General features: G+C 70.1%; 21 protein-coding genes. 8 read left to right on the top strand and 13 right to left on the bottom strand.

Annotated elements, in window-relative coordinates; genetic code table 11:
• Window positions 1-123 precede the first annotated feature (123 nt).
• Entirely contained in the window at window positions 124-1,935 is a 1,812-nt protein-coding gene (locus ACFWXQ_RS17195; protein ID WP_383940488.1) for a glycoside hydrolase family 3 protein, read from the bottom strand.
• Between the two features lie 233 nt (window positions 1,936-2,168).
• Between ACFWXQ_RS17195 and ACFWXQ_RS17190 the strand changes: the two genes are divergently transcribed.
• On the top strand, window positions 2,169-2,951 hold the full coding sequence (locus ACFWXQ_RS17190; RefSeq protein WP_383940485.1) for a tetratricopeptide repeat protein: 783 nt from the start codon (window positions 2,169-2,171) through the stop codon (window positions 2,949-2,951).
• Between the two features lie 295 nt (window positions 2,952-3,246).
• Here ACFWXQ_RS17190 and ACFWXQ_RS17185 read toward each other — a convergent pair whose 3' ends face one another.
• From ACFWXQ_RS17185 to ACFWXQ_RS17175, 3 genes are read right to left on the bottom strand one after another with little or no spacing between them, the layout of a single operon-like run.
• A complete protein-coding gene (locus ACFWXQ_RS17185) occupies window positions 3,247-4,218 on the bottom strand; it encodes a hypothetical protein (protein WP_383940482.1) in 972 nt (323 codons plus the stop codon).
• Window positions 4,212-4,463, bottom strand: coding sequence for a DUF397 domain-containing protein (locus ACFWXQ_RS17180; protein ID WP_383940479.1), 252 nt, complete (start codon window positions 4,461-4,463; stop codon window positions 4,212-4,214). Before ACFWXQ_RS17180 ends, ACFWXQ_RS17185 begins: the two co-directional genes overlap by 7 nt.
• Entirely contained in the window at window positions 4,460-5,278 is an 819-nt protein-coding gene (locus ACFWXQ_RS17175) for a Scr1 family TA system antitoxin-like transcriptional regulator (protein ID WP_383940476.1), read from the bottom strand. The genes ACFWXQ_RS17180 and ACFWXQ_RS17175 overlap by 4 nt, the downstream gene beginning before the upstream one ends.
• Window positions 5,279-5,442: 164 nt before the next feature.
• Between ACFWXQ_RS17175 and ACFWXQ_RS17170 the strand changes: the two genes are divergently transcribed.
• Window positions 5,443-5,853, top strand: coding sequence for an ATP-binding protein (locus tag ACFWXQ_RS17170; protein ID WP_383940473.1), 411 nt, complete (start codon window positions 5,443-5,445; stop codon window positions 5,851-5,853).
• Window positions 5,854-5,890: 37 nt separating this feature from the next.
• Here the strand turns inward: ACFWXQ_RS17170 and ACFWXQ_RS17165 are convergent, their stop codons facing one another.
• Complete coding sequence (locus ACFWXQ_RS17165; protein ID WP_383940470.1) at window positions 5,891-6,691, bottom strand: sugar phosphate isomerase/epimerase family protein; 801 nt, start codon at window positions 6,689-6,691, stop codon at window positions 5,891-5,893.
• Window positions 6,692-7,127: 436 nt separating this feature from the next.
• Here ACFWXQ_RS17165 and ACFWXQ_RS17160 point away from each other — a divergent pair, with 436 nt between their 5' ends.
• A complete protein-coding gene (locus ACFWXQ_RS17160; protein ID WP_383940467.1) occupies window positions 7,128-8,555 on the top strand; it encodes an alkaline phosphatase family protein in 1,428 nt (475 codons plus the stop codon).
• A gap of 301 nt (window positions 8,556-8,856) precedes the next feature.
• On the opposite strand, the gene ACFWXQ_RS17155 is transcribed toward ACFWXQ_RS17160, so the two are convergent.
• Window positions 8,857-9,795, bottom strand: coding sequence for a GNAT family N-acetyltransferase (locus tag ACFWXQ_RS17155; RefSeq protein ID WP_383940464.1), 939 nt, complete (start codon window positions 9,793-9,795; stop codon window positions 8,857-8,859).
• A gap of 162 nt (window positions 9,796-9,957) precedes the next feature.
• Between ACFWXQ_RS17155 and ACFWXQ_RS17150 the strand changes: the two genes are divergently transcribed.
• Window positions 9,958-10,794 carry an aldo/keto reductase gene (locus tag ACFWXQ_RS17150; RefSeq protein ID WP_383940461.1) on the top strand — a complete coding sequence of 279 codons (837 nt, stop codon included), beginning with the start codon at window positions 9,958-9,960 and terminating at the stop codon, window positions 10,792-10,794.
• Window positions 10,795-11,311: 517 nt separating this feature from the next.
• Here ACFWXQ_RS17150 and ACFWXQ_RS17145 read toward each other — a convergent pair.
• Window positions 11,312-12,364, bottom strand: a complete 1,053-nt coding sequence (locus ACFWXQ_RS17145; protein WP_383940457.1) for a LacI family DNA-binding transcriptional regulator — start codon at window positions 12,362-12,364, stop codon at window positions 11,312-11,314.
• Between the two features lie 364 nt (window positions 12,365-12,728).
• On the opposite strand from ACFWXQ_RS17145, the gene ACFWXQ_RS17140 reads away from it, so the two are divergent.
• From ACFWXQ_RS17140 to ACFWXQ_RS17130, 3 genes are all read left to right on the top strand, one after another.
• Entirely contained in the window at window positions 12,729-13,886 is a 1,158-nt protein-coding gene (locus tag ACFWXQ_RS17140; protein WP_383940454.1) for a Gfo/Idh/MocA family protein, read from the top strand.
• Between the two features lie 95 nt (window positions 13,887-13,981).
• Window positions 13,982-15,145 (top strand): dihydrodipicolinate synthase family protein, encoded by a 1,164-nt coding sequence (locus tag ACFWXQ_RS17135; RefSeq protein WP_383940508.1) that lies wholly within the window; start codon window positions 13,982-13,984, stop codon window positions 15,143-15,145.
• Between the two features lie 53 nt (window positions 15,146-15,198).
• Complete coding sequence (locus tag ACFWXQ_RS17130; RefSeq protein WP_383940506.1) at window positions 15,199-15,996, top strand: sugar phosphate isomerase/epimerase family protein; 798 nt, start codon at window positions 15,199-15,201, stop codon at window positions 15,994-15,996.
• Between the two features lie 67 nt (window positions 15,997-16,063).
• Here ACFWXQ_RS17130 and ACFWXQ_RS17125 read toward each other — a convergent pair whose 3' ends face one another.
• Window positions 16,064-16,549 carry a hypothetical protein gene (locus ACFWXQ_RS17125; protein ID WP_383940451.1) on the bottom strand — a complete coding sequence of 162 codons (486 nt, stop codon included), beginning with the start codon at window positions 16,547-16,549 and terminating at the stop codon, window positions 16,064-16,066.
• A gap of 131 nt (window positions 16,550-16,680) precedes the next feature.
• On the opposite strand from ACFWXQ_RS17125, the gene ACFWXQ_RS17120 reads away from it, so the two are divergent.
• Window positions 16,681-17,901 (top strand): serine hydrolase domain-containing protein, encoded by a 1,221-nt coding sequence (locus ACFWXQ_RS17120; protein WP_383940448.1) that lies wholly within the window; start codon window positions 16,681-16,683, stop codon window positions 17,899-17,901.
• Window positions 17,902-18,166: 265 nt separating this feature from the next.
• Here ACFWXQ_RS17120 and rbsD read toward each other — a convergent pair whose 3' ends face one another.
• From rbsD to ACFWXQ_RS17095, 5 genes are all read right to left on the bottom strand, one after another.
• Window positions 18,167-18,559, bottom strand: a complete 393-nt coding sequence (rbsD, locus tag ACFWXQ_RS17115) for a D-ribose pyranase (RefSeq protein WP_383940445.1) — start codon at window positions 18,557-18,559, stop codon at window positions 18,167-18,169.
• Window positions 18,556-19,455: a ribokinase gene (locus tag ACFWXQ_RS17110; RefSeq protein ID WP_383940442.1), complete on the bottom strand. Its 900-nt coding sequence runs from the start codon at window positions 19,453-19,455 to the stop codon at window positions 18,556-18,558. Before ACFWXQ_RS17110 ends, rbsD begins: the two co-directional genes overlap by 4 nt.
• A 78-nt stretch (window positions 19,456-19,533) precedes the next feature.
• A complete protein-coding gene (locus ACFWXQ_RS17105; protein ID WP_383940439.1) occupies window positions 19,534-21,489 on the bottom strand; it encodes a substrate-binding domain-containing protein in 1,956 nt (651 codons plus the stop codon).
• Window positions 21,479-23,032 (bottom strand): sugar ABC transporter ATP-binding protein, encoded by a 1,554-nt coding sequence (locus tag ACFWXQ_RS17100; RefSeq protein WP_383940436.1) that lies wholly within the window; start codon window positions 23,030-23,032, stop codon window positions 21,479-21,481. The genes ACFWXQ_RS17105 and ACFWXQ_RS17100 overlap by 11 nt, the downstream gene beginning before the upstream one ends.
• Window positions 23,029-24,081, bottom strand: a complete 1,053-nt coding sequence (locus ACFWXQ_RS17095) for a LacI family DNA-binding transcriptional regulator (protein ID WP_383940434.1) — start codon at window positions 24,079-24,081, stop codon at window positions 23,029-23,031. Before ACFWXQ_RS17095 ends, ACFWXQ_RS17100 begins: the two co-directional genes overlap by 4 nt.
• Window positions 24,082-24,192: the final 111 nt, after the last annotated feature.

Raw genomic sequence — 24,192 nt, 5'->3', positions numbered from 1 at the left:
CCCCCGCCCAGCGTGACCCGTCGTGGCGGGCCCCGCCAGGCGTACGGGGTGCTTTGCGTCAGTTGGGGTCGGTGCGCCGGGTGTGCGGCGTAGGTCCAGTACGTCAGGCCCAGTAGGCAGGCCCTAGTACCTCAGACCGTGCCCGACGGGGTAAAGCACCTCCGTCGGCTTGTCCGCCTTCTGCACCGGCACCGGCAGGTCGCCCACCGGTTCGGCACGCCCCGCGAGCACGCGCACGGCGGCGCGCAGCTCGACGTCCGTCCAGGAGTACGCCGCCAAGTAGGCCTTGACATCGGGCAGTTGGGCTACGTCGTACGGATTGCGGATGGCGAGCGCGACCACCGGACGGCCGGTGGCGAGGAGCTGGTTCACGAGCGTCCGCTGACTGGAGGCGGCGGTGACGTTGTACGTCCCCACGAGCACCGCGTCCACGCCCTGAGCCGCCGCGACGGCTTTCGCAATGGTCGCGTCTGTCGGGGCCGTGCCCGTGGAGAGAACGATCGCCGTGAAGCCCAGCTCGGTCAGCGCGGCGCCGAGCACGGTCGTGGGCGGCCCGGTGGTGCCGGACGGTGAGGCGGGATCGGCCCCGACGACAAGAACGTTCCGATGCGTACGACGCGAAAGCGGCAGCAGCCCCCCGGAGTTGACGAGAAGAGTCGTGGTCCGCTCGGCGATGCGATCGGCGGCCTTGAGATGCGACGAGATCCCCACGACCCGGTCCACGCCGCGCCGAGTGACGTACGGATCCTTGATCAGCCCCAGCTTGGCCTTCAGCCGCAGCACCCGCAGGATCGATTCGTCGAGGCGCGCCTCCGTCAGCTCACCACCACGGACGGCCTGGAGGACGGCGTTCCAGGCGACATCCAGCTTCGGCGGATTGAGAAGCTGATCGACACCGGCCTTGAGCGCGAGCACGGGCACCCGATCGTCCCCGTACTTGGTCCGTACGCCCTGCATGCCCAGCGAGTCCGTCACCACGACCCCGTCGTAGCCGAGCCGATCGCGCAGGATGCCGGTGAGGATGGGCCGGGAGAGGGTCGCCGGGTCGCCGGACGGATCGAGCGCCGGAACCATGATGTGCGCGGTCATGATCGAGTCGATCCCGGCCGCGATGGCGGAGCGGAACGGCGGAGCGTCGAGCTCGGTCCACTGCGCCTCGGTGTGCTCGATGACGGGGAAGCCGTAATGACTGTCGGTCTCGGTGTCCCCGTGCCCCGGGAAGTGCTTGGACGTGGCGGCGACCCCGGCGCTCTGATACCCCTTCACCTGCGCGGCGACCATCCCCGCCACCGCCTGGGGATCGGCGCCGAAGGACCGTACGCCGATGACGGGGTTGGCCGGATTGACGTTCACGTCGGCGACAGGCGCGTAGTCCTGCCGAATACCCATAGCGCGCAGCTCGGCACCACCGATCCGCCCCGCCGTACGGGCGTCCGTGCGCGAGCCGCCGGCCCCGAGGGCCATCGCACCCGGGAAGAGCGTGGCGGGCTTGCCCACCCGGGCGACGATCCCGTGCTCCTGATCGGTGGAGATGAGCACGGGCAGCCCGCGCGGCTGTTCCAGCGCGGCCTTCTGGATGCCGTTGCTCAGGTCCGCGATCTGGTGCGGGTCACGGGTGTTGTGCGCCCACCCGAAGTAGATGATCCCGCCGACCCGGTACTTCGCGATCAGCTCGACGGCGTTGCGTACGCCGATCTCCTTGAGGTTGGCATCGATGTCGGCCTGGTCGGGCGCGGTCGCCGAGTGCCCGTACACCCGCATCACGAAGAGCTGCCCGACCTTCTCTTCGAGCGTCATACGGGAGATCAGGGCCCGGAGCCGCTTGTCGTCGTGCCTGCCGGTGCCGTCGTCCTCGGCCAGCGCCGGACCGCCGACGGCGACAACCGCCGCCGCGCCCGCGGTCGCCGCGAGCAGCGTACGTCTGGAGGTGTGCACGTGCGCTCCTTCCGGAGAGGGCCCGAAGGACCCGTGGAGGGGCGAGTATGAAGGAAACTTCCAAGGAGTCACGGATATCCGGGAAATTTCTGCCAGTCAATAGCACGGACAGCCGACACGGCGGACAGACCCCGTCCGACCCTTTCCGGCGAGGGTGCCCAGGGGCGGTCGCCGTACGCTTGAACGAGCGGCAGACGAAGGGCAGACGAGCGGCAGACGAGGGGGCGGATGCCATGTCCGAAGTGCCACGCACGGAATGCGCCGAGCCGATGAACGCGCTTCGCGAGGAGCTGCAACGGGCGGCGGAGGAGCGGTCGACGGAGGGGTTACCCACGCGCCGGGCGGACGGGGACGGGCCGGTGGGCGACCGTCGGGTGGAGGAACCACCCTCCGCCGACGACGAGGTGTCGGACTTCGAGCGAATCCTGGCCGACCACGAACGCAAGCTGGGCCCGGACCACCCCGACACCCTGCGAGCCCGTAGCAACCTCGGCGGCGCCTGCCAGCAGGCGGGACACCTGGCCCGCGCAGTGCGGCTGTTCGAAGAGACCCTGGCCGACGGGGAACGAGTCCTGGGGCCCGACCACCCCGACACCCTCACCTTCCGGAACAACCTCGCGGGCGGCCACGAGGCGGCGGGCGACCCGGCCCACGCCATCCCGCTCTACGAACAGGCCCTGGCCGGCCGTGAGCGTGTCCTCGGCCCGGACAACCTGCTCACCCTGCAATGCCGGGACAACCTCGCCCGGGCCCACGAACTGACGAATGCCCCGGCCCGTGCCGTCCCCCTCCACGAGCGGACCCTGTCCGACCGCGAACGCACGCTGGGCCCCGGCCACCCGTACACGCTCCTCTCCCGTGGCAACCTCGCCTACACCCACCACAAGGTGGGCAACGGGCAGTTGAGCGCGGAGGGCTTCACGCACACCCTGACCGACAGCGAACGCCACCTCGGGCCCGGCCACCCCGCAACCCAGCACATCCGGCAGCTGCTGACCCACGTACGGCGTGCCTGACACAAGAGGGGCCGCCATCGGCGCTGTTGGAGGGGGGCGCGCCGATGACGGCGTGCTGCCGGCCGCAGGCGGCGGAGAGGGTAAGTCAGCGATCGCAGCCAGCAGCGAGGCCGACACCGCACTGCGGAGACTCATCCGACAGCATGCGAATTGGACGGCGGGTGGCGGGGATGGGTTCCCCGGATTCCGCCGATTCCCGGAAATTGGTACGGGTGAGCATGGGAGTGCACAACGGGGTTGGTGTGGTGCTGTTTTGGGCCGCGTCACCGCACCCGCGGTGGCGCCGACGCCGGTGTCACGCCACGGGGGCGGCGACTCGGCTGTCCCGCGCGCTGAGGTCCCGGTACAGCACGGCGACCACTGAGCACACGAACGGCAGAACCACCAACGGGAGCAGGAGCAGGGCCACCGCCGTCGGGGTGATCAGGACCAGCACTCCCGTGATGTACGCGTTGTCGTCACTCACCCACAACATCCCGAGGCCCAGCACGTGCGCGACGGGAGCCGCCGCGTACCGCAGGACGACGAACGCGAGCACGACCGCGGCCGCGAGCAACAGCCCGATGCCGTACGTCTTCCAGGGTGCCCTTTTCGTCAGCGCCCAGGCACGTCGTACCGCCGCCTTGGACGAGGAGTTCTCGGTCACCAGCGCGGCGGTGGCCACGCAGTGGCGGAAGTACACGAGCAGGGCGAGCACCGCGACGGTGATCGGGAGCACCCCGCCCACCAGCCGGTACTGCCAGGTCGCGGTCTCACCCACCAGCGTCCGCTCGACACCGGGCACTTCCCCCGAGTCCGCGAGGACGGAGATCATGAGCGCCAGAATCCCCACCGCTCCGACGCGCAGCCAGATCCGCCACTGCACCCAGTAGGCGACCCCGACGTGCGGACGCATCCGCCCCCACAACTCCCTGACAGTCAGCGTCCGTTGACCCTCCTCCGACCCGTGCTCGAAGGCCACGGTGTACGCGGTCTGCAACACGGCGACGACGGCCGCCGCGAGGGCCAGCAGCAACACCGTGACACCCGCGCCGACCTGTTGCAGGTTCTCCATCGTCCCGTCGATGTACGCCGCGATGGGGTCCTCGTAGGCGACATCCTGGTCCGCACTCCTCCGCACCTCCTCGAACGTCCCCCACGACAGGAGGAACCCGGCCCCCACGACCGCGCTCCCCACGAGGGTGGCGAGGCCGGTGACGAGCAGCGTGAGCCGGCAGAGGGGCCGCCACGTGAGACGGAGATTGCGGAGGGCTTCGCGGATCAGCATGGGGGGTGGGAGGCGGTCCTTACGTCAGCTATGAAGGTGCCCCAGGCGGCGGGGGAGACGCGGAGGGAGGGGCGTGCGATGTCTTTGGAGTCACGGATGTGGATGGCGGAGGTGGTGGCCACCTCGACGCATTCGCCGCCGCCCGAGTCGCTGTAGCTGCTCTTGCGCCATGTGAAGGCGGTTTCGACGCACTCGCCGCCGGTGTTGTCGCTGTAACTGCTCTTGAACCAGGTCAAGTTGCTCACAGTTCACCCGCCAGCTGCTCGATCAGAATCACGGACTCCTCGGGGTTGAGGGCCTGTGTTCGGATCATCGCATAACGCCGCGCGAGTACTCCCACTTCGTCGGGCTTGGAGACCAAGTGGCTGTTTCCTTGCCCTTCCAAGTACACCAGGGTGACCTCCTCCGGGGTCTCGATGACCGTCATCGGACCGGCCAGGCAGGCATGTCCGGCCCGTCCCATGGGCATCACCTGGAGCGCCAGGTTGGGGCGCGTGGCGCATTCGACGAGGTACTCGTACTGTCGCTGCATCACGCTCGCACCGCCGATGTGCCGCCGCAATGCGGCCTCTTCCAGCACCATGCTGATCATCGCCACAGGCTTGCGGTCGAACAGCGCTTTGCGCTCCATGCGGGCCGCAATGTGATGCTCAATCTCCTCGGGGTCCACCGGCGGAACGGCGTGGTCGTACAGAGCGCAGGCGTATGCCTCGGTTTGCAGCAATCCGTGGATCAGCTGGACGCAGTACGAGGAGACGGTCAGCGCATCCTGCTCCAGCTGGACCATGCCCTGGAAGTGAGCCGGATAGCGCTCCAGGCGCAAATACTTGGCGGCGGCCGCAATCACCCCACCCGCCTCCAGCGCCTTCTCCGCAGCCTCGATGAACTCGTCCGTCGCCGGTTTCGCGCACGTCTCGACCGCGCTCACCGCGGCCCCCGTATAAGCCATCCGCTCGCCCAACTCGGTCTGCGACAACCCCGCCTTCGTGCGAAGCATCCGCAGCACCTCCGCGAAGTACTGCGCAGCAGGCGACGACGAGTTCTTCTTGGGCTGCGCCATCGCAACCTTCCCCTCTACGGCTCTACGGCACTCAACGCCAATCAACGCCCGAACAGGAACAGTTGCCCGCCACAGGCGTCGACGCTCGGTCACTGGTGACGGTAGCCACCAGGGCCGACAGTGTTCCTGTGAACACAGAAAGTGACGGAGTAAACCTCCGAGACTTGCGAGACGTCCGCGACCTCGGGGTCCGGACCTGGCGGCGCAGGCTCACGCCGGTGACCCGCTCCGTGCCGGAGGCCCGCCGAGGGGCCAGATCCGTACTCACGGAATGGCGGATCCCGACCGACGCCGCGGAGGCGATCGAACTGATCGTCTCGGAGCTGGCGACGAACGCGGTACGGCACGCCCGCGTCCCCGACCGCTTCTTCGAGGTTGCCCTCACCTATGACGGCGAGAAGGCGGTGGAGATCGAGGTCTCCGACGCGTCGCCCCGCCTCCCGGAACCCCAAGTACCGCCCCTGGACGCGGAGTCGGGCCGGGGCCTGCCCCTCGTGGCGGTCCTGGCGGACAGCTGGGAACTCAGAGCCAGAGTGATCGGCAAGACGGTATGGGCGAGGGTGCGCACACAGTAGGCACGCCGTTTAGGGGGCCCGACGCGCCGCCGCCGCCCTACGCCGACTCGTTCAGCAACCGCGCCAGGTGCTCCCGGCCCGCCCCCAGCAACCCTTCGAGCGGCGCGGCCGACGCGTACCACCGCTTCTCGTACTCCCAGCACAGCCAGCCGTCCCAGCCCTCGCGGGAGAGGAGCTCGACGCACTCGGTGAGGGGGAGGACACCCGTGCCGAGCGGCAGCGGGGTCGTGTCGTCGGCGGAGGCGATGTCCTTGACCTGGATGTAGCCGAGGTGCGGGGAGAGCGCGGCGAAGGTGGCCGGGGGCTGTTCGCCGCCGAGCCAGGTGTGCATGACGTCCCACAGGGCGCCGGCCTGGCGGTGGCCGACGAGGCCCAGGACGCGGATCGCGTCGGCGCCCGTGCGGTGCGAGTCGTGGGTCTCCAGGAGGATGCGTACGCCCAGGTCGGCGGCGTACTCGGCGGCCGTGCCCAGGCGCCGGGCGGCCGTGGCGTCGGCCTCCTCGGGGCTCTGGTCGGGCCCGCCGCCGGGGAAGACGCGGATGTAGGGGGCGCCGAGGTCCCGGGCCAGTTCGAGGAGTCCGCGGATCTCGGCGATCACGGGGCCGTCGTCGCCCGGTGCCGCGACGCGCGCGTACCCGGCGAGGCCCAGGATCTCGATGCCCGCGGCCTTGAACTCGGCCGCCACGTCGACCCGTTCGGTGAGGTCCATGCCGGGGTGGACCGGCTCTTCGGGATGCGCGCGCAACTCGACGCCGTGATAGCCGTGCGTGGCGGCGAGGCGCACCACGTCACTGATCGGGAGTCCGGGAACGCCGAGGGTGGAGAAGGCCAGCTTCATGAGTCGGACAGTACCCGCCACTCGTCCTCTGTCACTCCCGCGTGCGGCACGGGTCCGGAGATCGACTCCCGTCGACGCCGCACGGGTCCGAAGACCGAATCTAGACGGCGCCGCACGGGTCCGGAGACCGACTCCAGATGGCGCCTCGCGGGTCCGGAGGTCGACTCCCGGCAGTGCTGCCCGACCCCTGACCCCCGACCCCCGACCCCCGACCCATGGACGGCCCATCCGTCTGCCAAGTCCCGGCAACGGCCCGGCAATGCCCCGACCTGGCATGTCATGGCTTGGCCAACCCCTTTCCACCCGTTTCTCACTTGTTCACCGGACGCCCCTGATGTGCCATGCCGAACCGGGCGGAGAGTGATCGGCGGCCCGGTGCTCTCCGTCACGGGCCCACGCCACTCCGCAGAGCCCATTGGCTCAAGAAGGGGCAACCATGCCCGAGTTGAGTCGTCGTAGACTCCTCGGTTCCGCCGCCGGCGCGGTGGGCGGCGCCGCGGCTCTCACTCTCCTCCCGCCCAGCGTGCAGAAGGCCGTCGCGGCCGGACCGCCGCGGGGCGGCTCGCTCCGGGACATCGAGCACGTCGTGATGCTGATGCAGGAGAACCGTTCCTTCGATCACTACTTCGGCACGCTGTCCGGGGTACGCGGCTTCGCCGACCCGCACGCGCTGAAACTCGACAACGGCCGGCCGGTCTTCTACCAGCCGGACGCCGAGAACCCGAAGGGCTATCTGCTGCCCTTCCATCTCGACACCCGCAAGTCGAGCGCGCAGGCGATACCGTCCACCAGCCACGCCTGGTCGGTCCAGCACGAGGCCTGGAACAACGGCAAAATGGACCGCTGGCTCCCTGCGCACCGCAAGGCGGACGGCGTCAACGGCCCGTACGTCATGGGCTATTACACCCGCGAGGACATCCCCTTCCAGTTTGCCCTCGCCGAGACCTTCACCATCTGCGACAACTACTACTGCTCGGTGTTCGGCCCGACCTGGCCGAACCGCCTGATGTGGATGACGGGCACGATCGACCCCGGCGGACAGCAGGGCGGCCCGATCCTCAGCAACGTGGCTCCGACGCCGTACCGCTGGACGACGTACGCCGAGCGGCTCCAGGCGGCCGGGATCAGCTGGAAGGTGTACCAGCAGGACGACGACTACGGCTGCAACATGCTGGAGCAGTTCGCGTCCTTCAGGAACGCGCAGCCCGGCTCGGACCTCTACGAGCGCGGCGTACGCCCCCAGCCCGAGGGCACCTTCGAGGACGACGCCCGCAACGACCGCCTGCCGACGGTCAGTTGGATCATGCCGACGAGCTTCCAGTCGGAACACCCGGACTACCTGCCGGCTGCGGGCGCGGACTTCGTGGCATCCAAGATCGAGGCCATCGCCGCCAACCCCAAGGTGTGGCGGAAGACGGCCTTCATCCTCAACTACGACGAGAACGACGGCCTGTTCGACCACGTGGCCCCGCCGACTCCCCACGCGGGCACGGCGAACGAGTTCGTCCAGGGCCTGCCGATCGGCGGCGGCTTCCGCGTCCCGGCGATCGTCATCTCGCCCTGGACGGTGGGCGGTTGGGTGGCGTCGGAGGCCTTCGACCACACCTCGGCCCTCCAGTTCCTGGAGAGCTTCACGGGCGTGGAGGAGCCGAACATCAGCGACTGGCGTCGCGAGACCTTCGGCGACTTCACGTCGGCGTTCCGCTTCTCCCACGGCCGCCCGCGCGCGCCGCGCCTCCCGGACGACACGGCGGAGCAGCTGGAACGGGCGAAGGAGGAGGTGGCGACCCTACCGAAGCCGACGCTTCCTGGCGCCCGCCAGTCGTTCCCTCGCCAGGAGAAGGGGCGGCGCCCGCACGTGTGACTCCGTCGGTGGCCGTAAGTGGGTCGGCTGCGGGGCGCTGGGGGCTGGTCGCGCAGTTCCCCGCGCCCCTAAAAGCCAAAAGATTGCGCAGTTCCCCGCGCCCCTAAAAGCCAAAAGATTGCGCAGTTCCCCGCGCCCCTGGGGGGTGGGGGCTTGCGGTCGTTTGTCGGCTGTCGGTCGTCGTGGGTTGCTCGCGCCGTTCCTCGCGCCCCTAAAGGCCAAAAGATTGCGCCGTTCCCCGCGCCCCTGGGTGGATGGGGCCCCTGACGGGGCGCGCTCGGCCGACTCCACCGGCTGTGGCTCAGCCTGCGCCGCCATGCAGGTCCAGGCGCCAGTCCTGGCCGTTCAGGTCGGTGCCGAAGGAGCGGTGGGGCTTTTCGTCGACGAGGACGAAGCCGTGGCGCTGATAGATACGGCGGGCGGACGTGAGGACGTCGTTCGTCCACAGGACCATCTCCCGGTAGCCGACACCGCGGGCGAACTCGACGCAAGCGCCGACCAGTTGGTCGCCGATGCCGAGGCCGCGCGCGTCCGGTTCGACGAGCAGGAGGCGCAGCCGGGCGGCGCCGGGTGCCTCGTCCCGTACGCACATCACGCAGCCCACCGGACGACCGTCGAGCTCCGCGATCCACACCCGCTCCAGGTGCGGATCGTGGTCCTCGGCGAAGTCGGCGACGATCCGGGCGACCAGGCCCTCGTAGTCCGTGTTGAAGCCGTACTCGGAGGCATAGAGCGCGGCATTGCGCTGCACGACCCAGCCGAGGTCGCCGGGCCCCGGCTCGCGCAGCAGCACGTCCTCCCGACGCGGCGGCCGCCGGCTCGCGTCCGAGAGGATCTCGCGGATGTCCCGCATGGCCTCGGCGAGCCGGGGCCGGGCGTCCGGCGGCACGGTGGAGAGCAGCGAGCCGACGGCCTCCCGCGAGCGCTCGTTCAGCAGGTCGGCGGTCTCCCGCCCGCGGGCCGTGAGCGTGATCCGGCGCCGCCGGGTGTCCTTCTCCGACGGTGCCCGCTCGATCAGCCCGTCCTTCTCGAACTTCGCGAGCAGACGGCTCAAGTAGCCGGAATCCAGACAGAGTTCACCGCGGAGGTCGGCCGCATCCGTACGGGGCGAGTGGGCGAGTTCGTACAGCACACGGGACTCCGTGAGCGTGTACGGGGCGTGGAGCTGGCGGCTGTAGTCGAGCGCGCCGATGAGGTTCGTGTAGAAGCGGTTGAAAGCACGGATCTCTTGAATGGTCATGACGTCCGGCACCTGCCTTTGACACCTGCCTTGGGGTTCACGCATCGGGCTGGATAGCTGACTCAGTCAGAGATTATGCCCGCTGTGGCCGGTTCCCGCACGGGTTTTGCTGGTCCGGGGGCGCTGTTAGCGTGGCCGTTCGATCGAGGGGGAGACTCGTAGATGACGACGACCACATCGAGCACGTTCCGTATCGGCGGGGACCTGGAGGTGGGGCGGCTCGGTTTCGGGGCGATGCACCTGTCCACGGAGCCGGCGGACGCACGCGAGGCGGCAATCGCGGTGGCCCGCCGGGCCGTCAAACTCGGAGTGACACTGATCGACACGGCTTACATGTACGGCGGCGGCGCCAACGAGGAACTCCTGGCCGAGGCGCTGTACCCGTACGCGGACGGTCTCCTGATCACCACCAAGATCGGCCTCGAACGGTCGGAGGCGTCGGGCGAGTGGGAGCTGGACGGCCGCCCGGAGGCCCTGCGGGACCAGGTGGACCGGGCCCTGCGCAGACTCCGCGTCGACCGGATCGAGCTGCTCCAGCTGCACCGCATCGACCCGGCGACGCCGCTCGCCGACCAAGTCGGCGCGCTGCGGGACCTCCGGGACGAGGGCAAGGTGGGCCGGATCGGCCTGTCCGAGGTGACGGTCGACGAACTCGACCAGGCCCGAAAGGTCGTGGACATCGCAAGCGTTCAGAACCGGTACAACTTGCTCGACCGCGAGCATGAGCCGGTGCTGGATGCCTGCGCGGCGGCGGGGATCGCCTTCCTGCCGTGGCGGACCGTGGCGTGGGGCACGTCGGGGGACAGGGCCGAGATCGCGGCGATCGCAGCCGAACTCGACGCCACGCCCACGCAGGTGGCCCTCGCCTGGCTCCTCGGCCACTCCCAGGCCATCCTGCCGATCCCGGGCACGGCCAGCCTTGCTCACCTGGAGGAGAACGTCGCCGCGGGCGGGCTCCGCCTTGGCCCGGGGCAACGGGCTCGCTTGGACGCGCTCTAGCACCCTGCGGGCCGTCGGGTTTCTGGCTTGGCTGCGGCCCGGTGGGGGTTGCTCGCGCAGTTCCCCGCGCCCCTAAAAGCCAAAAGATTGCGCAGTTCCCCGCGCCCCTGGGGGGTGGGGGCTTGCGGTCGTTTGTCGGCTGTCGGTCGTCGTGGGCTGGTCGCGCCGTTCCTCGCGCCCCTAAAAGCCAAAAGATTGCGCTGTTCCCCGCGCCCCTGATGAGCGTGCCTGAGGCTGGGTGCGTACGTGCGGGTGCATCGTGGCTTAGCGCGCAGTTCCCCGCGCCCCTGAAGGGGCCCGCCCCCACCCAGCGGCAGTCGCCCCTCTGCCGAAGGGGTCGTGTCGGGGTTTCCGATCGCAGCACGACCTCTTGAGGGCATCTTGATGGTTCTGGATGACACAGCTGCGATCGGATGCCCCGGCGCGGGCCCGACTTGGCGACGGGCGGCTGGCGTGGCTTTTGGGGGCGCGGGGAACTGCGCGATCAGCCACAACGAACCCGCAGCGACACCCAACCTCAGGAGTTCTTGGGCGCGCCCGTAGACCCCCGCACCATCAACTCCCCCCGAATCGTCGCAATCCCCCCAGGCGGAGCCTCCTCCCGCCCCATGGCGATCCGCCCGGCACGCGTCCCCGCCTCCGCCAACGGCAACCGCACAGTCGTCAGCGCAGGCACCGCATCAATGCTGAAGGGAAGGTCATCGAACCCCACAACGGACACGTCGTCCGGAATCCGCAGTCCAGAGTCCCGCAGAGCAGCGCACGCCCCAAGAGCAACCGTGTCATTCGCAGCAACAACAGCCGTCAACTCCGGATCACGCCGCAACAGTTCAAGCGTCGCCTCGTACCCGGCCCGCCGGTCGTACCGCCCATGCACAGTCCGAGCAGGCTCGTCCGGAATACCGTGCGCCGCAAGCGCATCCCGATGCCCCTCCAACCGATGCCGCGTAGTCGTACGCTCCTCCGGCCCCGCGATGTACCCCATCCGCCGATGCCCGAGCTCGATCAGATGCTCGGTAAGCCACCGCCCCCCACCCCGGTTGTCGAAGGTGAGCGCCACCGCGTCGGTGTCGGCCGGCGCGGGCGGCCGCCCGCACAGCACGACCCGCGTCCCCGCAGCCGCAAGCTTGCGCAGCTTCGTCGCCACGGCCTCCGCGTGCGCCGTGTTCTCCACGGCCCCACCGGTCAGCACGACCGCCGCAGCCCGCTGACGCTGAAGCAGCGTGAGATACGTGAGCTCCCGCTCGGCGGACCCCCCGGTGTTGCACACAACAGCGAGCCGCTCCCCACCGGCCCGGCCCCCCGGCCCCCCGATCTCACCCTGGATCGCCCCCGCCATGATCCCGAAGAACGGGTCGGCGATGTCGTTGACCAGAATCCCGACCAGGTCGGAAGTCGCAGCGGCAAGCGCGCTCGCCGGGCCGTTCAGTACGTAGTCCAGCTCGTCCACGGCCCGCAGCACCCGCTCACGGGTGGAGGCGGCCACGGGATAGTTCCCGTTCAGCACGCGCGACACCGTCGCGGGCGAGACCTGCGCGCGGGCCGCCACGTCCGCCAGGGTCACCGTCATCTTCGTCGTCCTCCGGTCACGCATCTCGTAGTACGTCCTCGTACACGGCTCCGAGCCCCCTATGCACACGGGCGATCCAAGCCCCCGCACGCACAAGCGCTCCGAGCCCCCACACGCACAGGCGCACAACGCGGGCACTCAGCGCACGGCTCCGTGCAGACCCTAAGGCCGAAACCCCCAGTTGTTCGCCCCCTCGAACAACTCATCCCCGTCACGGTCTTGTCCAGACCGCTCCTCAGAGGCTAGCTTCTCTACACATAGAAAGCGCTTGCTGTGACGCTCACCAGTTCACCAGGGTGCACCGGACGTACCGGGGTCCACCTGTGGGGCGTACGCGGCGCGGGACGCGTACGAAGGGAATCACGTGACACGCAAGACGGTGCGCATCGCGATGAACGGTGTGACGGGACGCATGGGCTACCGCCAGCACCTCGTCCGCTCGATCCTCGCCCTGCGCGAACAGGGCGGTCTCGACCTCGGCGACGGCACCGTGCTGTGGCCCGAGCCGGTCCTCGTCGGCCGCCGCGAGCACGCCCTGAAGGCGCTCGCGGAGCAGCACGGCCTGGACCCCGCGAACATCTCCACGGACGTCGACGCGGTCCTCGCCGACCCGACCGTCGAGATCTACTTCGACGCCCAGGTCACCTCGGCCCGCGAGGAGGCGATCACGAAGGCGATCGCCGCGGGCAAGCACATCTACACGGAGAAGCCCACCGCCACCGGCCTCGACGGCGCCCTGGAACTGGCCCGCCTGGCCACCGCCGCCGGCATCAAGCACGGCGTCGTCCAGGACAAACTCTTCCTCCCGGGCCTGCTCAAGCTGAAGCGCCTCATCGACGGCGGCTTCTTCGGCCGCATCCTCTCCATCCGAGGAGAGTTCGGCTACTGGGTCTTCGAGGGCGACTGGCAGTCGGCCCAGCGCCCGTCCTGGAATTACCGCTCCGAGGACGGCGGTGGCATCGTTGTCGACATGTTCCCGCACTGGGAGTACGTCCTCCACGAGCTGTTCGGCCGCGTGAAGTCCGTACAGGCCCTGACCGCCACGCACATCCCGCAGCGCTGGGACGAGCAGGACAAGCCGTACGACGCCACCGCCGACGACGCGGCCTACGGCGTCTTCGAGCTCGAAGGCGGAGCGATCGCCCAGATCAACTCCTCCTGGGCCGTCCGCGTCAACCGCGACGAACTCGTGGAGTTCCAGGTCGACGGCACCGAAGGATCCGCCGTCGCCGGCCTGCGCAACTGCCGTGTCCAGCACCGCAGTTCGACACCCAAGCCGGTCTGGAACCCCGACATCCCGGCCACCTACTCCTTCCGCGACCAGTGGCAGGAGATCCCCGACAACGCCGAGTTCGACAACGGCTTCAAGGCCCAGTGGGAGCTCTTCCTCAAGCACGTCTACGCCGACGCGCCCTACCACTGGGACCTGCTGGCCGGCGCCCGCGGCGTCCAGCTGGCCGAACTGGGCCTGAAGTCCTCGTCCGAGGGCCGCCGCTTCGACGTACCGGAGATCGCGCTGTGACGAAGCCTGATCTGACGCCGAAGCCGAAGACGAAGCCGGACCTGACGCCGAAGCCGAAGCCGGATCCAACGCCGAAGCCGACGGCGACCGGGCGTATCCAACTACCGAACGCAGACGGCGTGTTGCGCACCTACACCCCCCGCACCGACCCCCTCGCCCTCACCACCGGCGCCCCCTTCACCTCCCGTACGGTCTACTCGGCGGCCCACGTGGTCGCCGACCCGTACGCCGACACCACCCCCGACTCACCGGCAGCCGTCGACTGGGACGCCACCCTCGCCTTCCGCCGCCATCTGTGGTCCCACGGACTCGGTGTCGCGGAGGTGATGGACACGGCCCAGCGGGGGATGGGGCTCGACTGGGCGGGAGCGGCCGAGCTGATCCGCCGCTCGTCGGCCGAGGCCAAGGCGGTCGGCGGGCTGATCGCCTGCGGCGTCGGCACCGACCAGCTGCCGGTCACCGAGGTCGGCCACCCGTACAGCCTGGACGAGGTGCGGACCGCGTACGAGGAGCAGCTGGCCCTCGTCGAGGAATCCGGCTCGCGGTCCATCCTCATGGCCTCGCGGGCGCTGGCCGCCATCGCCAAGGGACCCGAGGACTACCTGGAGGTCTACGGCCACCTGCTCCGCCAGGCCGCCGAGCCGGTGATCCTGCACTGGCTGGGCCCCATGTTCGACCCGGCGCTCGAAGGCTACTGGGGCAGCACCGACCTCGACGCCGCCACCAACACCTTCCTGGAGGTCATCGCCGCCCACCCCGACAAGGTCGACGGCATCAAGGTCTCCCTCCTCGACGCCCAGCGCGAGATCGACCTGCGTCGCAAGCTCCCGGACGGCGTGCGCTGCTACACGGGCGACGACTTCAACTACCCCGAGCTGATCGCGGGCGACGACCAGGGCTTCAGCCACGCCCTGCTCGGCATCTTCGACCCGCTGGGGCCCCTGGCCGCCGAGGCCGTACGCGTCCTCGACACCGGGAACACGGGCGGCTTCCGTGAACTCCTCGACCCCACCGTCGAGTTGTCCCGCCACCTCTTCCAGACCCCGACCCGCTTCTACAAGACGGGCGTGGTCTTCCTGGCCTGGCTCGCGGGCCACCAGGAGCACTTCACGATGGTCGGCGGCCTCCAGTCGTCCCGCTCGCTCCCGCACTTCGCCCGCGCGTACGAACTCGCCGACGGCCTGGGCCTGTTCCCGGACCCGGCCCTCGCCGAGGCCCGTATGAAGAACCTGCTCTCCCTGTACGGAGTGAACCAGTGAGCACGAGCAGTACGAGCCCTGTCGGCGACCTCTCCCGCTTCAGCATCAACCAGATGACGGTCAAGCAGCTGTCGATGCCCGAACTGGTCGACACCTGCCTGGAGTTGGGCGTCCCGGGCGTCGGCCTGTGGCGTGCACCGGTCGAGACGTACGGCCTGGAGGAGACTGCCAAGCTGGTCCGCGACACCGGTCTGGCCGTCACCACCCTCTGTCGCGGCGGCTTCTTCACGGCCATCGACCCGGCCGAGCGAGCCGAGGCCCTGGCCGACAACCGCCGCGCCATCGACGAGGCCGCCACCCTGGGCACGGACACGCTCGTGCTGGTGTCCGGCGGCCTCCCGGCGGGCTCCAGGGACCTGCACGGCGCCCGGGAGCGCATCGCGGACGCGCTGGGGGAGTTGGGCCCGTACGCGGCCGCCAACGGAGTCCGGCTGGCCATCGAGCCGCTCCACCCGATGTACGCCTCCGACCGCTGTGTGGTCTCCACCCTCACCCAGGCTCTCGACCTCGCGGAACGCTTCCCCGCGAACCAGGTCGGCGTCGCGGTCGACACGTACCACATCTGGTGGGACGACCAGGCGCCCGCACAGATCGCCCGCGCGGGTGCGGGCGACCGCATCCACACCTTCCAACTCGCCGACTGGACAACCCCGTTGCCCGAGGGCGTCCTGAACGGCCGGGGTCAGATCGGCGACGGCGTGATCGACATGCGCGAGTGGAAGGGCTACGTCGAGGCCGCCGGCTACACCGGCCCCATCGAAGTCGAGCTGTTCAACGACGGCCTGTGGGCCAGGGACGGCCGCGAGGTCCTCACCGAAACGGCGTCCCGGTTCGTGGAACACGCGGCCTGACGTCCGTCTACCCCCTGCCCCCTGCCCCCTGACGGATCATCACCCACGCCGGTCCGCCTGTGACGGATCACAGGCGGACCGACGTCCGCGTCTCGTGCACCTCTTCGTCGTCGGTGAAGACACCGGACGCCGACGCCCCGCCGAGCAGCGCGGTGACGAGCGCCGCCGCAACGACGAGCGTCCACCGCGTCCGCCGGGGCCCGGTGCGCGCCGGTGGGGTGGTCAATGGCGCGACGACCGCCGGTACGGAGGCAGGCGTGGCGCCTTCAAGCAGGGGCCCGCACGCGATGTCCGTGCGCGCGTCCAGCCACGCCTCCGCCTCGGCGCCCCGAACCCCGCACGCGGCGACGAACGCGGCGACCAGTTCCTCGCGGGGCAGCCGTTCCCGGCCGAGCATGCTCGCCGCCGTGGAGTACGGCAGACAGTGGCCCTCCTCCGCCGCCCGGCGCTCCAGCCGGCGATAGCTGAGGCCCGACCACGCCTTGAGGCGCCGAAGCCCCGCCACGAAGGCGGCGGCGTCGGTGTCCGGCGGGGTGGGCGGTGCGGTGGTCATGACGGTGGTCCCCCCTGGTGAGCTGGACGTACACGGGTTCGCACAAGCTCGAACACCCTGACAGCTTGAGGAACGGCGACAGCGGCGGTCAACCTCGGTGCGGATTCCCGATGTTGGAGGTCATAGGTCATATGGGTCAGCCCCGCCGCCGCCGTACTGCCGCCGCCGTCACCGCCCTCGCGACCCTGCTGACGCTGGGCGCGTGCGCCGAAGAGCGCGCCGCCGGGCCCGCCAAAGGGCCTGCCAAGGAGCCCGCCAAAGAGCCTGCCAAGGAACGGTCGGCCGCCGGGTCCGCCGCGAAGGCCCGCGACGGGGAGTCGGTAGCCGACTTCCTCCGCCGGACCCTCCCTGCCGGTTCCGCCGGTTCCGCCGGTCCGGGCGGAACCGTGATCGCCGCACGGGGCGACGAACTCGTGTACTGCGGAGGCTTCGGGACGGCGGACCGCGCCGCCGGCACCCCCGCGAGCTGCCGCACGGTCTACGACGTCATGTCGATCACCAAGCAGTTCACCGCCGCCGCGATCCTGAAGCTGGAGGTGCTGGGACGGCTGCGGGTGAGCGACCCGATCAGCCGGTTCCTCGGCCCGGTTCCCGAGGACAAACGGGACATCACGATCGAGCAGTTGCTCACGCACACATCGGGCCTGGTCGAGGGGCTCGGCGACGACTACGACCCGGTCTCCCGCGACGAGCTGGTGCGCCGGGCCCTGGCGTCGAAGCCGGAGTCGGCCCCGGGGAAGGAGTTCCACTACTCCAACACCGGGTACAGCCTGCTCGCCGCCATCGTCGAGAAGGCGTCCGGGGAGGGCTACGAGCCGTTCCTCGCCCGGCACCTCTTCGGTCCGGCCGGGATGGAACGGACCGGATACGTACTGCCCCGGTGGCCGCGGCACCTGGTCGCGGTGGAGTACGACAGCAAGGGGCGCAGCCAGGGCAGGCCCCTCGACCATCCCTGGGCCGCCGACGGGCCGTACTGGAACCTGCGCGGCAACGGCGGAATGCTCTCCACCGCCGAGGACATGTTCCGCTGGCACCGGGCCCTCTCGGGCGACGAGATCCTGCCGGAACGGGCCAGGCAGAAGCTGTTCGCGCCCCGCGTGCGGGTGCCCGACTCGGACGACGGCTGGTACGGATACGGCTGGGCTGTCCGCGAGAGCCCCGAGGGCCGGGTCGTCTGGCACGACGGTGGCAACGACTGGTCGCTGGGGGTCCTCACGAGGTCGCTGCGCGACGGCGTCCTCGTGTACTGGGTGAGCAACCACGCCTACCAGGACGGCAAGTGGAACCTGGAGGACCAGGCGGAGAAGCTGACCCTGGGCATCGCCGACCGCGTCCGCGCCGAGGGCGACTGAGACCTCGACCGGCCCAGTCCGGCAAGGTGCCGACGGACCTCGAATCGGACGTCGAATCGAACCTCAAAAAAATCTCAAGAGACCGTGCAACCCTCCCCGCACTCCGTGGGTCGTACTTGGCATCAGGACTTCTGGAGGGGGATCCGGGGGGATCGCGGGGGTTCTGGTTGGGGGAGGGGAAACCGAGGGGGCCCGGTCGACGGACCGGGCCCCCTCGAAGCTTGTCCGGGTCCCCCAGGGGCCCGACGACCTGGTTGGAACGGCCTCAGAAGAAGACCCCGCAGTGCAGCAGCACATTCGCGTACGGGCGGGCCTCGCCGGTCCGCACGATCAGGCGGGCGCCGGCCGAGAGGATCTTCAGGTCCTCGTGGGAGACATGGGTCAGCGCATAGGGGAAGCGGTCGGCCAGCAGCGCGGACGCCTCCGGGTTCGCCTCCCGCACCTCCTTCGCCGCCGTGGCACTCTCCACGACGAGCTCGTCCAGCAGGCCTTCCAGGACCTCCTCGAAGGAGGGCACCCCGGCACGGAAAGCCAGGTCCACGACCCGCGGCCCGGCCGGGATCGGCATGCCCGCGTCGCAGACCAGCACGCCGTCGCCGTGCCCCAGCTCGGCTATCGCCCCCGCGAGATGACGGTTCAGGATTCCGGCCTTCTTCACAGTGCGGCTACCTCTTCGGCGGTGGGGAAGGACGCCTGTGCGCCCTCGCGGGTGACGGCGGCGGCGCCCACGCGGGCCGCGTACGCCGCCGAGTCCGCGAGGGACTCCCCGGCGCCGAGGCGCCAGGCCAGCGCCGCGGTGAAGGAGTCGCCCGCGCCGGTCGTGTCCACGGCGTTCACCTTCACGGACGGCACCCGGGCCGTGCCGGAGGCGTCGGCGACCAGCGCGCCCTCCTCGCCCAGGGTGACGACCACCGAACGCGGACCGAGCGCGAGCAGCGCCTCGGCCCACTGCTCGGGCGTGTCGCCCGCCTCGGCGCCGAGCACCACCCGCGCCTCGTGCTCGTTCACGATCAGCGGGTCGCAGGCCGCGAGCACCTCCTCGGGCAACTCCCGGGGCGGAGACGGGTTCAGTACGAAACGGGTGCCGGACGGCAGACCGCGTACGACCTCCACGACCGTCTCCAGCGGGATCTCCAGCTGGGCCGAGACCACCCGGGAGGCCGCGAGCAGGGCCGAGGCCGCGTGGACGTCGGCCGGGGTGAGGCGGCCGTTCGCGCCGGGCGACACGACGATGCTGTTGTCGCCGGACGGGTCCACCGTGATCAGCGCGACCCCGGTGGGCGCCCCGCCGACGAGGACCCCGGCCGTGTCGACCCCGGCAGCCCGCTGCGAGTCGAGCAGCAGCCGGCCGTGCGCGTCGTCGCCGACCCGGGCCAGCAACCCCGTACGCGCCCCGAGCCGGGCGGCGGCGACCGCCTGGTTGGCGCCCTTGCCGCCCGGGTGGAGGGCCAGGTCGGAACCGAGGACGGTCTCCCCGGCGCCCGGCCGCCGCTCGACTCCGATGACGAGGTCGGCGTTGGCCGATCCCACGACCAGCAGGTCGTAGTCGTACATGAACAGTCTCCCTGTGGGGGTGAGTTGAGGGCGGGTGGACGGCAGTTGCCGTGCACCCGCCCCTCGACATCGGTCGGGTCAGCCGGTGAACTCGTCCACGTTCTTCGCCGTGACCACCTTCACCGGAACCTTCACCGTCTTCTCGACCTCCTTGTCGTCGGCCGCCCGCAGCGCGTTCTCCACCGCGATCCTGCCGAGTTCCTTCGGCTGCTGTGCCACGGAGGCGTACATCGTGCCCTCCTGGACAGCCTTCAGACCGTCGGGCGTGCCGTCGAAGCCGATGACCTGGACGGACTTCCCGGCCTTTGAGCCGAGCGCTTTGACCGCGCCGAGCGCCATCTCGTCGTTCTCGGCGAAGACGCCCTGGACGTCCGGGTGGGCCTGGAGCAGGTTCGTCATCACGTCGAGGCCCTTGGTGCGGTCGAAGTCAGCCGGCTGCTTGGCGACCACGTCGATGCCCGGGTAGGCCTTGAGGCCCTCGGCGAAGCCCGCGCCGCGCTCACGGCTCGCGGACGTACCGGCCAGACCCTGCAGAATCACGATCTTGCCCTTGCCGCCCAGCTTCTCGGCGAGCGCCTTGGCGCCCAGCTTGCCGCCCTCGACGTTGTCGGAGGCCACGAGCGCGGCCGTCTCCGCCTTGTTGACGCCACGGTCGACGCCCACGACGGGGATGTCGGCCTTGTTCGCGGAGCGCACCGACGGGCCCGCCGCGTCCGAGTCCACCGGGTTGACGATGATCGAGTCGAGACCCTCGCTGGTGAAGTTCTGCAGCTGGTTGGCCTGCTGCGAGGCGTCGTTCTGCGCGTCCGTGACGGTCAGATCGGCACCGAGCTTCTCCGCCTCCGCCTGCGCACCCTCCTTGATCTGTACGAAGAAGGGGTTGTTCAGCGTGGAGAGGGACAGGCCGACCTTCGGGTTCGACGAGGACGAGCCGTTGTTGAACAGGGACAGCCCGCCCACGATCGCCGCCACGAGGACCACGGCAAGCCCGTACTTGATGGCCTGCGGCCCCTTGAGACCCGACGAGCCCCCGGCACCGGCGGTGACCGGAGTCGCGCCCGCCTTGCGCCGCACGGTGTCGAGGAGCACCGCCAGCGCGATGACCACACCGATGACGACCTGCTGCCAGAACGCCGACACGGAAAGGAGGTTGAGGCCGTTGCGCAGCACCGCCAGGATCAGCGCGCCGATCAGCGTCCCGGACGCCTTGCCCGTACCGCCCGCGAGCGAGGCACCGCCGATGACGACCGCGGCGATCGCGTCCAGCTCGTAGCCCTGCGCGGCCTGCGGCTGCGCGGAGGAGAGCCGCGAGGCGAGCACGATGCCCGCGGCGGCCGCGAACAGCCCGGACAGCGCGTAGATGACGAGCTTCTGCCGCTTCACCCGCAGCCCGGAGAGACGGGCCGCCTCCTCGTTGCCGCCGATCGCGTACATGGAACGCCCGATGTACGTACGCCCCAGGATCAGCGCGGTGATGAGGCCCATGACGATCATCACGAGGACCGGCACCGGCAGCCAGCCGCCCAGCGTGTCACCGAGATGCGAGACCGACTCCGGGAAGGCGATCGGGCTGCCCTGCGAGATCACCAGGGAGAGACCTCGGCCCACCGACAGCATGGCGAGCGTCGCGATGAACGGCGGCAGCTTCCCGTACGAGATCAGCACACCGTTGACCAGGCCGCAGGCTATGCCGGTGGCGATCGCGAGGATCACCGCGATCCAGACCGGTACGCCCTCCGAAGTCGCCGTCCAGGCAAGGACGGTGGCGGACAGGGCGGCGACCGAACCGACCGACAGGTCGATGCCCGCCGAGACGATCACGAAGGTCACACCGAAGGCGAGGATGGCGGTCACGGCCGCCTGGACGCCGATGTTCAGCAGGTTGTCCGTCGTCAGGAAGTCGCCCGACAGGGCCGACATCGCGATGACGAGAATGATCAGCGCGGTGAGCGCGCCGTTGTCGAGCAGGAGCCGGCGCAGGCCGCCCGAGGCGCCACTCGCGCCCGGTGTGCTCTTGAGCGTGTCAGTGGCCATCGGGGCCCTCCACAGCGGTAACGGAGTCGGTGGTGACGGTCGTAAGGGGTGTCGTGGGTGAGCTGACGGCGAGTGCCATCACGGAGTCCTGGGTCGCCTCGTCGGCGGTGAGTTCGCCGGCGATCCGGCCCTGGGCCATCACCAGCACCCGGTCGCTCATGCCGAGCACCTCGGGCAGATCGCTGGAGATCATCAGGACGGCATGACCGGCGGCGGTGAGTTCGTTGATCAGCTGGTAGATCTCGACCTTGGCGCCGACGTCGATACCGCGCGTCGGCTCGTCGAGGATCAGCACCTTGGTGTCGGCGAGCAGCCACTTGCCGATGACGACCTTCTGCTGGTTGCCACCGGAGAGCGTCCGCACATGCTGGCCGAGCCCGGCCATCCGTACGCCCAGCTGCTCGGCGATCCTCGCGGCGGCCGTCCGCTGCCCCTTGAGGTCGACGAGCCCGCCGCGGGTCGCCGCCCGCAGCGTGACGAGCCCGAGGTTCTCCTCGACGGAGGCGTCGAGCAGGAGGCCCTGACCCTTGCGGTCCTCGGGGACGAGCCCGATCCCGGCGGTCATGGCCGCGTTGACGTCGTGGCGGGGCAGGCGGGCCCCCGCGACGGCCACGGACCCCTTGTCGTACGGGTCGGCCCCGAAGACGGCCCGTACGACCTCCGTACGCCCCGCTCCGACGAGCCCCGCGATGCCGACGACCTCACCGGCCCGCACCTCGAAACTCACGTCGTGGAACACCCCGTCCCGGGTGAGCCCCTCCACGGTGAGCAACGCGGTCCCGGTGTCGGCCCGTTCGCGCGGGTACTGGAGCTCGATGGAGCGGCCCACCATGAGGCGTACGAGCTCGTCCTCGGGTGTGGACGCGGGCACCTGGCCGATGCTCCGGCCGTCCCGGAGGACCGTGACGCGGTCCCCCAGGGCGGCGATCTCCTCCAGGTGGTGCGTGATGAAGACGACGCCGACGCCGTCCTCGCGCAGCTGCCGCACGATCCGGAAGAGTTTCTCGACCTCTCCGGAGGTGAGCACCGCGGTCGGCTCGTCCATGATCAGGACGCGCGCGTCGAGGCTCAGCGCCTTGGCGATCTCGACCATCTGGAGGCGGGCGATGCCGAGTTCACGGACCCGCGCGCGTGGGGACACGTTTACGCCCACCCGCTCCAGGAGTACGGCCGCGTCGGCCTCCATCGTCTTACGGTCGATCATCCCGAAACGGCGGGGCTGGCGGCCCAGGAAGATGTTCTCGGCGACCGTCAGATCGGGGACCAGGTTGAACTCCTGGTAGATGGTCGCGATCCCGAGGCGCTCGGCGTCCTGCGCACCATGGATACGGACCTTCTTGCCGTCGACCACGATCTTCCCGGCGTCGGGCCGGTAGGCGCCGGACAGCATCTTGATCAGCGTGCTCTTGCCGGCGCCGTTCTCACCGAGCAGCACGTGCACCTCGCCGCGGCGCAGATCGAAGTCGACGCTGTCGAGCGCGACCACACCGGGGAAGGTCTTGCGTATGCCTTCGATACGCAGCAACTCGTCGGGACTGCTCACGTGTTGCTCCTTTGCGGGGACGAGTGCGGGGGCGGGGGCGGGGACGGTTGTGGGGGTACGGGCTCGCCGCACGATTGGCGGACGACGAGACGGGCGGGGAGGGTGACGGACTGCGGGGGCCGGCCCTCGATGCGGTCCACGAGGGCGCGTACGGCGGCGCGGCCCAGCTCGGGGGTGGGCTGGGCGATCGCCGTGATCGGCGGATCGGTGTGCACGAACCAGGCGATGTCGTCGAACGCCGCGAGCGCGATGTCGTCGGGAACCCGCATCCCGCGCGCGCGGATGGCGTCCAGGGCGCCCAGGGCCATCAGGTTGTCGGCCGCGAAGACGACCTCCGGCGGTTCGGGGAGGTCGAGGAACTCCTCGGTGACCCGGCGGCCGCTGGCCGCCTGGAAGTCGCCCTGCCCTATGTAGGCGTCGGGCAGCGGGAGCCCGTACTCCTGGAGTGCCTCCCGGAAGGCCGCCACGCGCTCGCTGCCGGTCGTGGTGGCCGCCGGGCCCGCGATGATGGCGAGCCTGCGGTGGCCGAGGGTGTGCAGGTGGGTGACCAGGTCGTGGATCGCGGTGCGTCCGTCCGCGCGGACCACGGGTACGTCCATGCCCGGGATCCAGCGGTCGACGAAGACCATCGGGGTGCCGGCGCGGGCGGTGTCCAGCATCAGGGGGGAGCTGCCGTCCGTGGGGGAGACCAGGAGGCCGTCGATACGGCGGTCCAGGAGCGTGCGGACGTGGTGGTCCTGCAGCTCGGGGCGCTCGTCGGCGTTTCCGATGATCACGCTGTAGCCGAGGGCGCGGGCCTCCTCCTCGACGGAGCGGGCCAGTTCGGTGAAGTACGGGTTGAGTACGTCGCTGATGACCAGGCCGAGGGTGTGGGTCTGGTCCGTGCGGAGGGAGCGGGCGACGGCGTTCGGGCGGTAGCCCAGGGTCTCGACTGCGGCCAGCACGGTGGCGCGTGCCGCTGGGCTGACGGAGGGGTGGTCGTTCAGGACGCGCGAGACCGTGGCGACGGATACGCCTGCCTCGGCGGCGACGTCCTTGATGCTCGCCATCGACGCTCCACCTCCTTGTGGAATCGATTACATGCGCCTACAGGGAGGATTGGAATCGATTACACGGAAGTTAACAAGTGCCTGAGATCGGATTGTGATGGTGGGGGGTGG

The sequence above is a fragment of the Streptomyces sp. NPDC058697 genome (assembly GCF_042715345.1).
Classification (GTDB): domain Bacteria; phylum Actinomycetota; class Actinomycetes; order Streptomycetales; family Streptomycetaceae; genus Streptomyces; species Streptomyces liliifuscus.
Note: the sequence above shows the minus strand (reverse complement) of the source record. Positions and strands in the feature narration are given on the sequence as shown.

What these genes read in the sequence shown, in the direction of transcription:
- ACFWXQ_RS17150 (WP_383940461.1), top strand. Translation starts at nt 9,958, where the DNA reads ATGACGACGACCACATCGAGCACGTTCCGTATCGGCGGGGACCTGGAG.
- ACFWXQ_RS17105 (WP_383940439.1), bottom strand. Translation starts at nt 21,489, where the DNA reads ATGGCCACTGACACGCTCAAGAGCACACCGGGCGCGAGTGGCGCCTCG.
- ACFWXQ_RS17155 (WP_383940464.1), bottom strand. Translation starts at nt 9,795, where the DNA reads ATGACCATTCAAGAGATCCGTGCTTTCAACCGCTTCTACACGAACCTC.
- ACFWXQ_RS17160 (WP_383940467.1), top strand. Translation starts at nt 7,128, where the DNA reads ATGCCCGAGTTGAGTCGTCGTAGACTCCTCGGTTCCGCCGCCGGCGCG.
- ACFWXQ_RS17120 (WP_383940448.1), top strand. Translation starts at nt 16,681, where the DNA reads ATGGGTCAGCCCCGCCGCCGCCGTACTGCCGCCGCCGTCACCGCCCTC.
- ACFWXQ_RS17095 (WP_383940434.1), bottom strand. Translation starts at nt 24,081, where the DNA reads ATGGCGAGCATCAAGGACGTCGCCGCCGAGGCAGGCGTATCCGTCGCC.
- ACFWXQ_RS17145 (WP_383940457.1), bottom strand. Translation starts at nt 12,364, where the DNA reads ATGACGGTGACCCTGGCGGACGTGGCGGCCCGCGCGCAGGTCTCGCCC.
- ACFWXQ_RS17175 (WP_383940476.1), bottom strand. Translation starts at nt 5,278, where the DNA reads ATGGCGCAGCCCAAGAAGAACTCGTCGTCGCCTGCTGCGCAGTACTTC.
- ACFWXQ_RS17185 (WP_383940482.1), bottom strand. Translation starts at nt 4,218, where the DNA reads ATGCTGATCCGCGAAGCCCTCCGCAATCTCCGTCTCACGTGGCGGCCC.
- ACFWXQ_RS17165 (WP_383940470.1), bottom strand. Translation starts at nt 6,691, where the DNA reads ATGAAGCTGGCCTTCTCCACCCTCGGCGTTCCCGGACTCCCGATCAGT.
- ACFWXQ_RS17110 (WP_383940442.1), bottom strand. Translation starts at nt 19,455, where the DNA reads ATGTACGACTACGACCTGCTGGTCGTGGGATCGGCCAACGCCGACCTC.
- ACFWXQ_RS17130 (WP_383940506.1), top strand. Translation starts at nt 15,199, where the DNA reads ATGACGGTCAAGCAGCTGTCGATGCCCGAACTGGTCGACACCTGCCTG.
- ACFWXQ_RS17125 (WP_383940451.1), bottom strand. Translation starts at nt 16,549, where the DNA reads ATGACCACCGCACCGCCCACCCCGCCGGACACCGACGCCGCCGCCTTC.
- ACFWXQ_RS17190 (WP_383940485.1), top strand. Translation starts at nt 2,169, where the DNA reads ATGTCCGAAGTGCCACGCACGGAATGCGCCGAGCCGATGAACGCGCTT.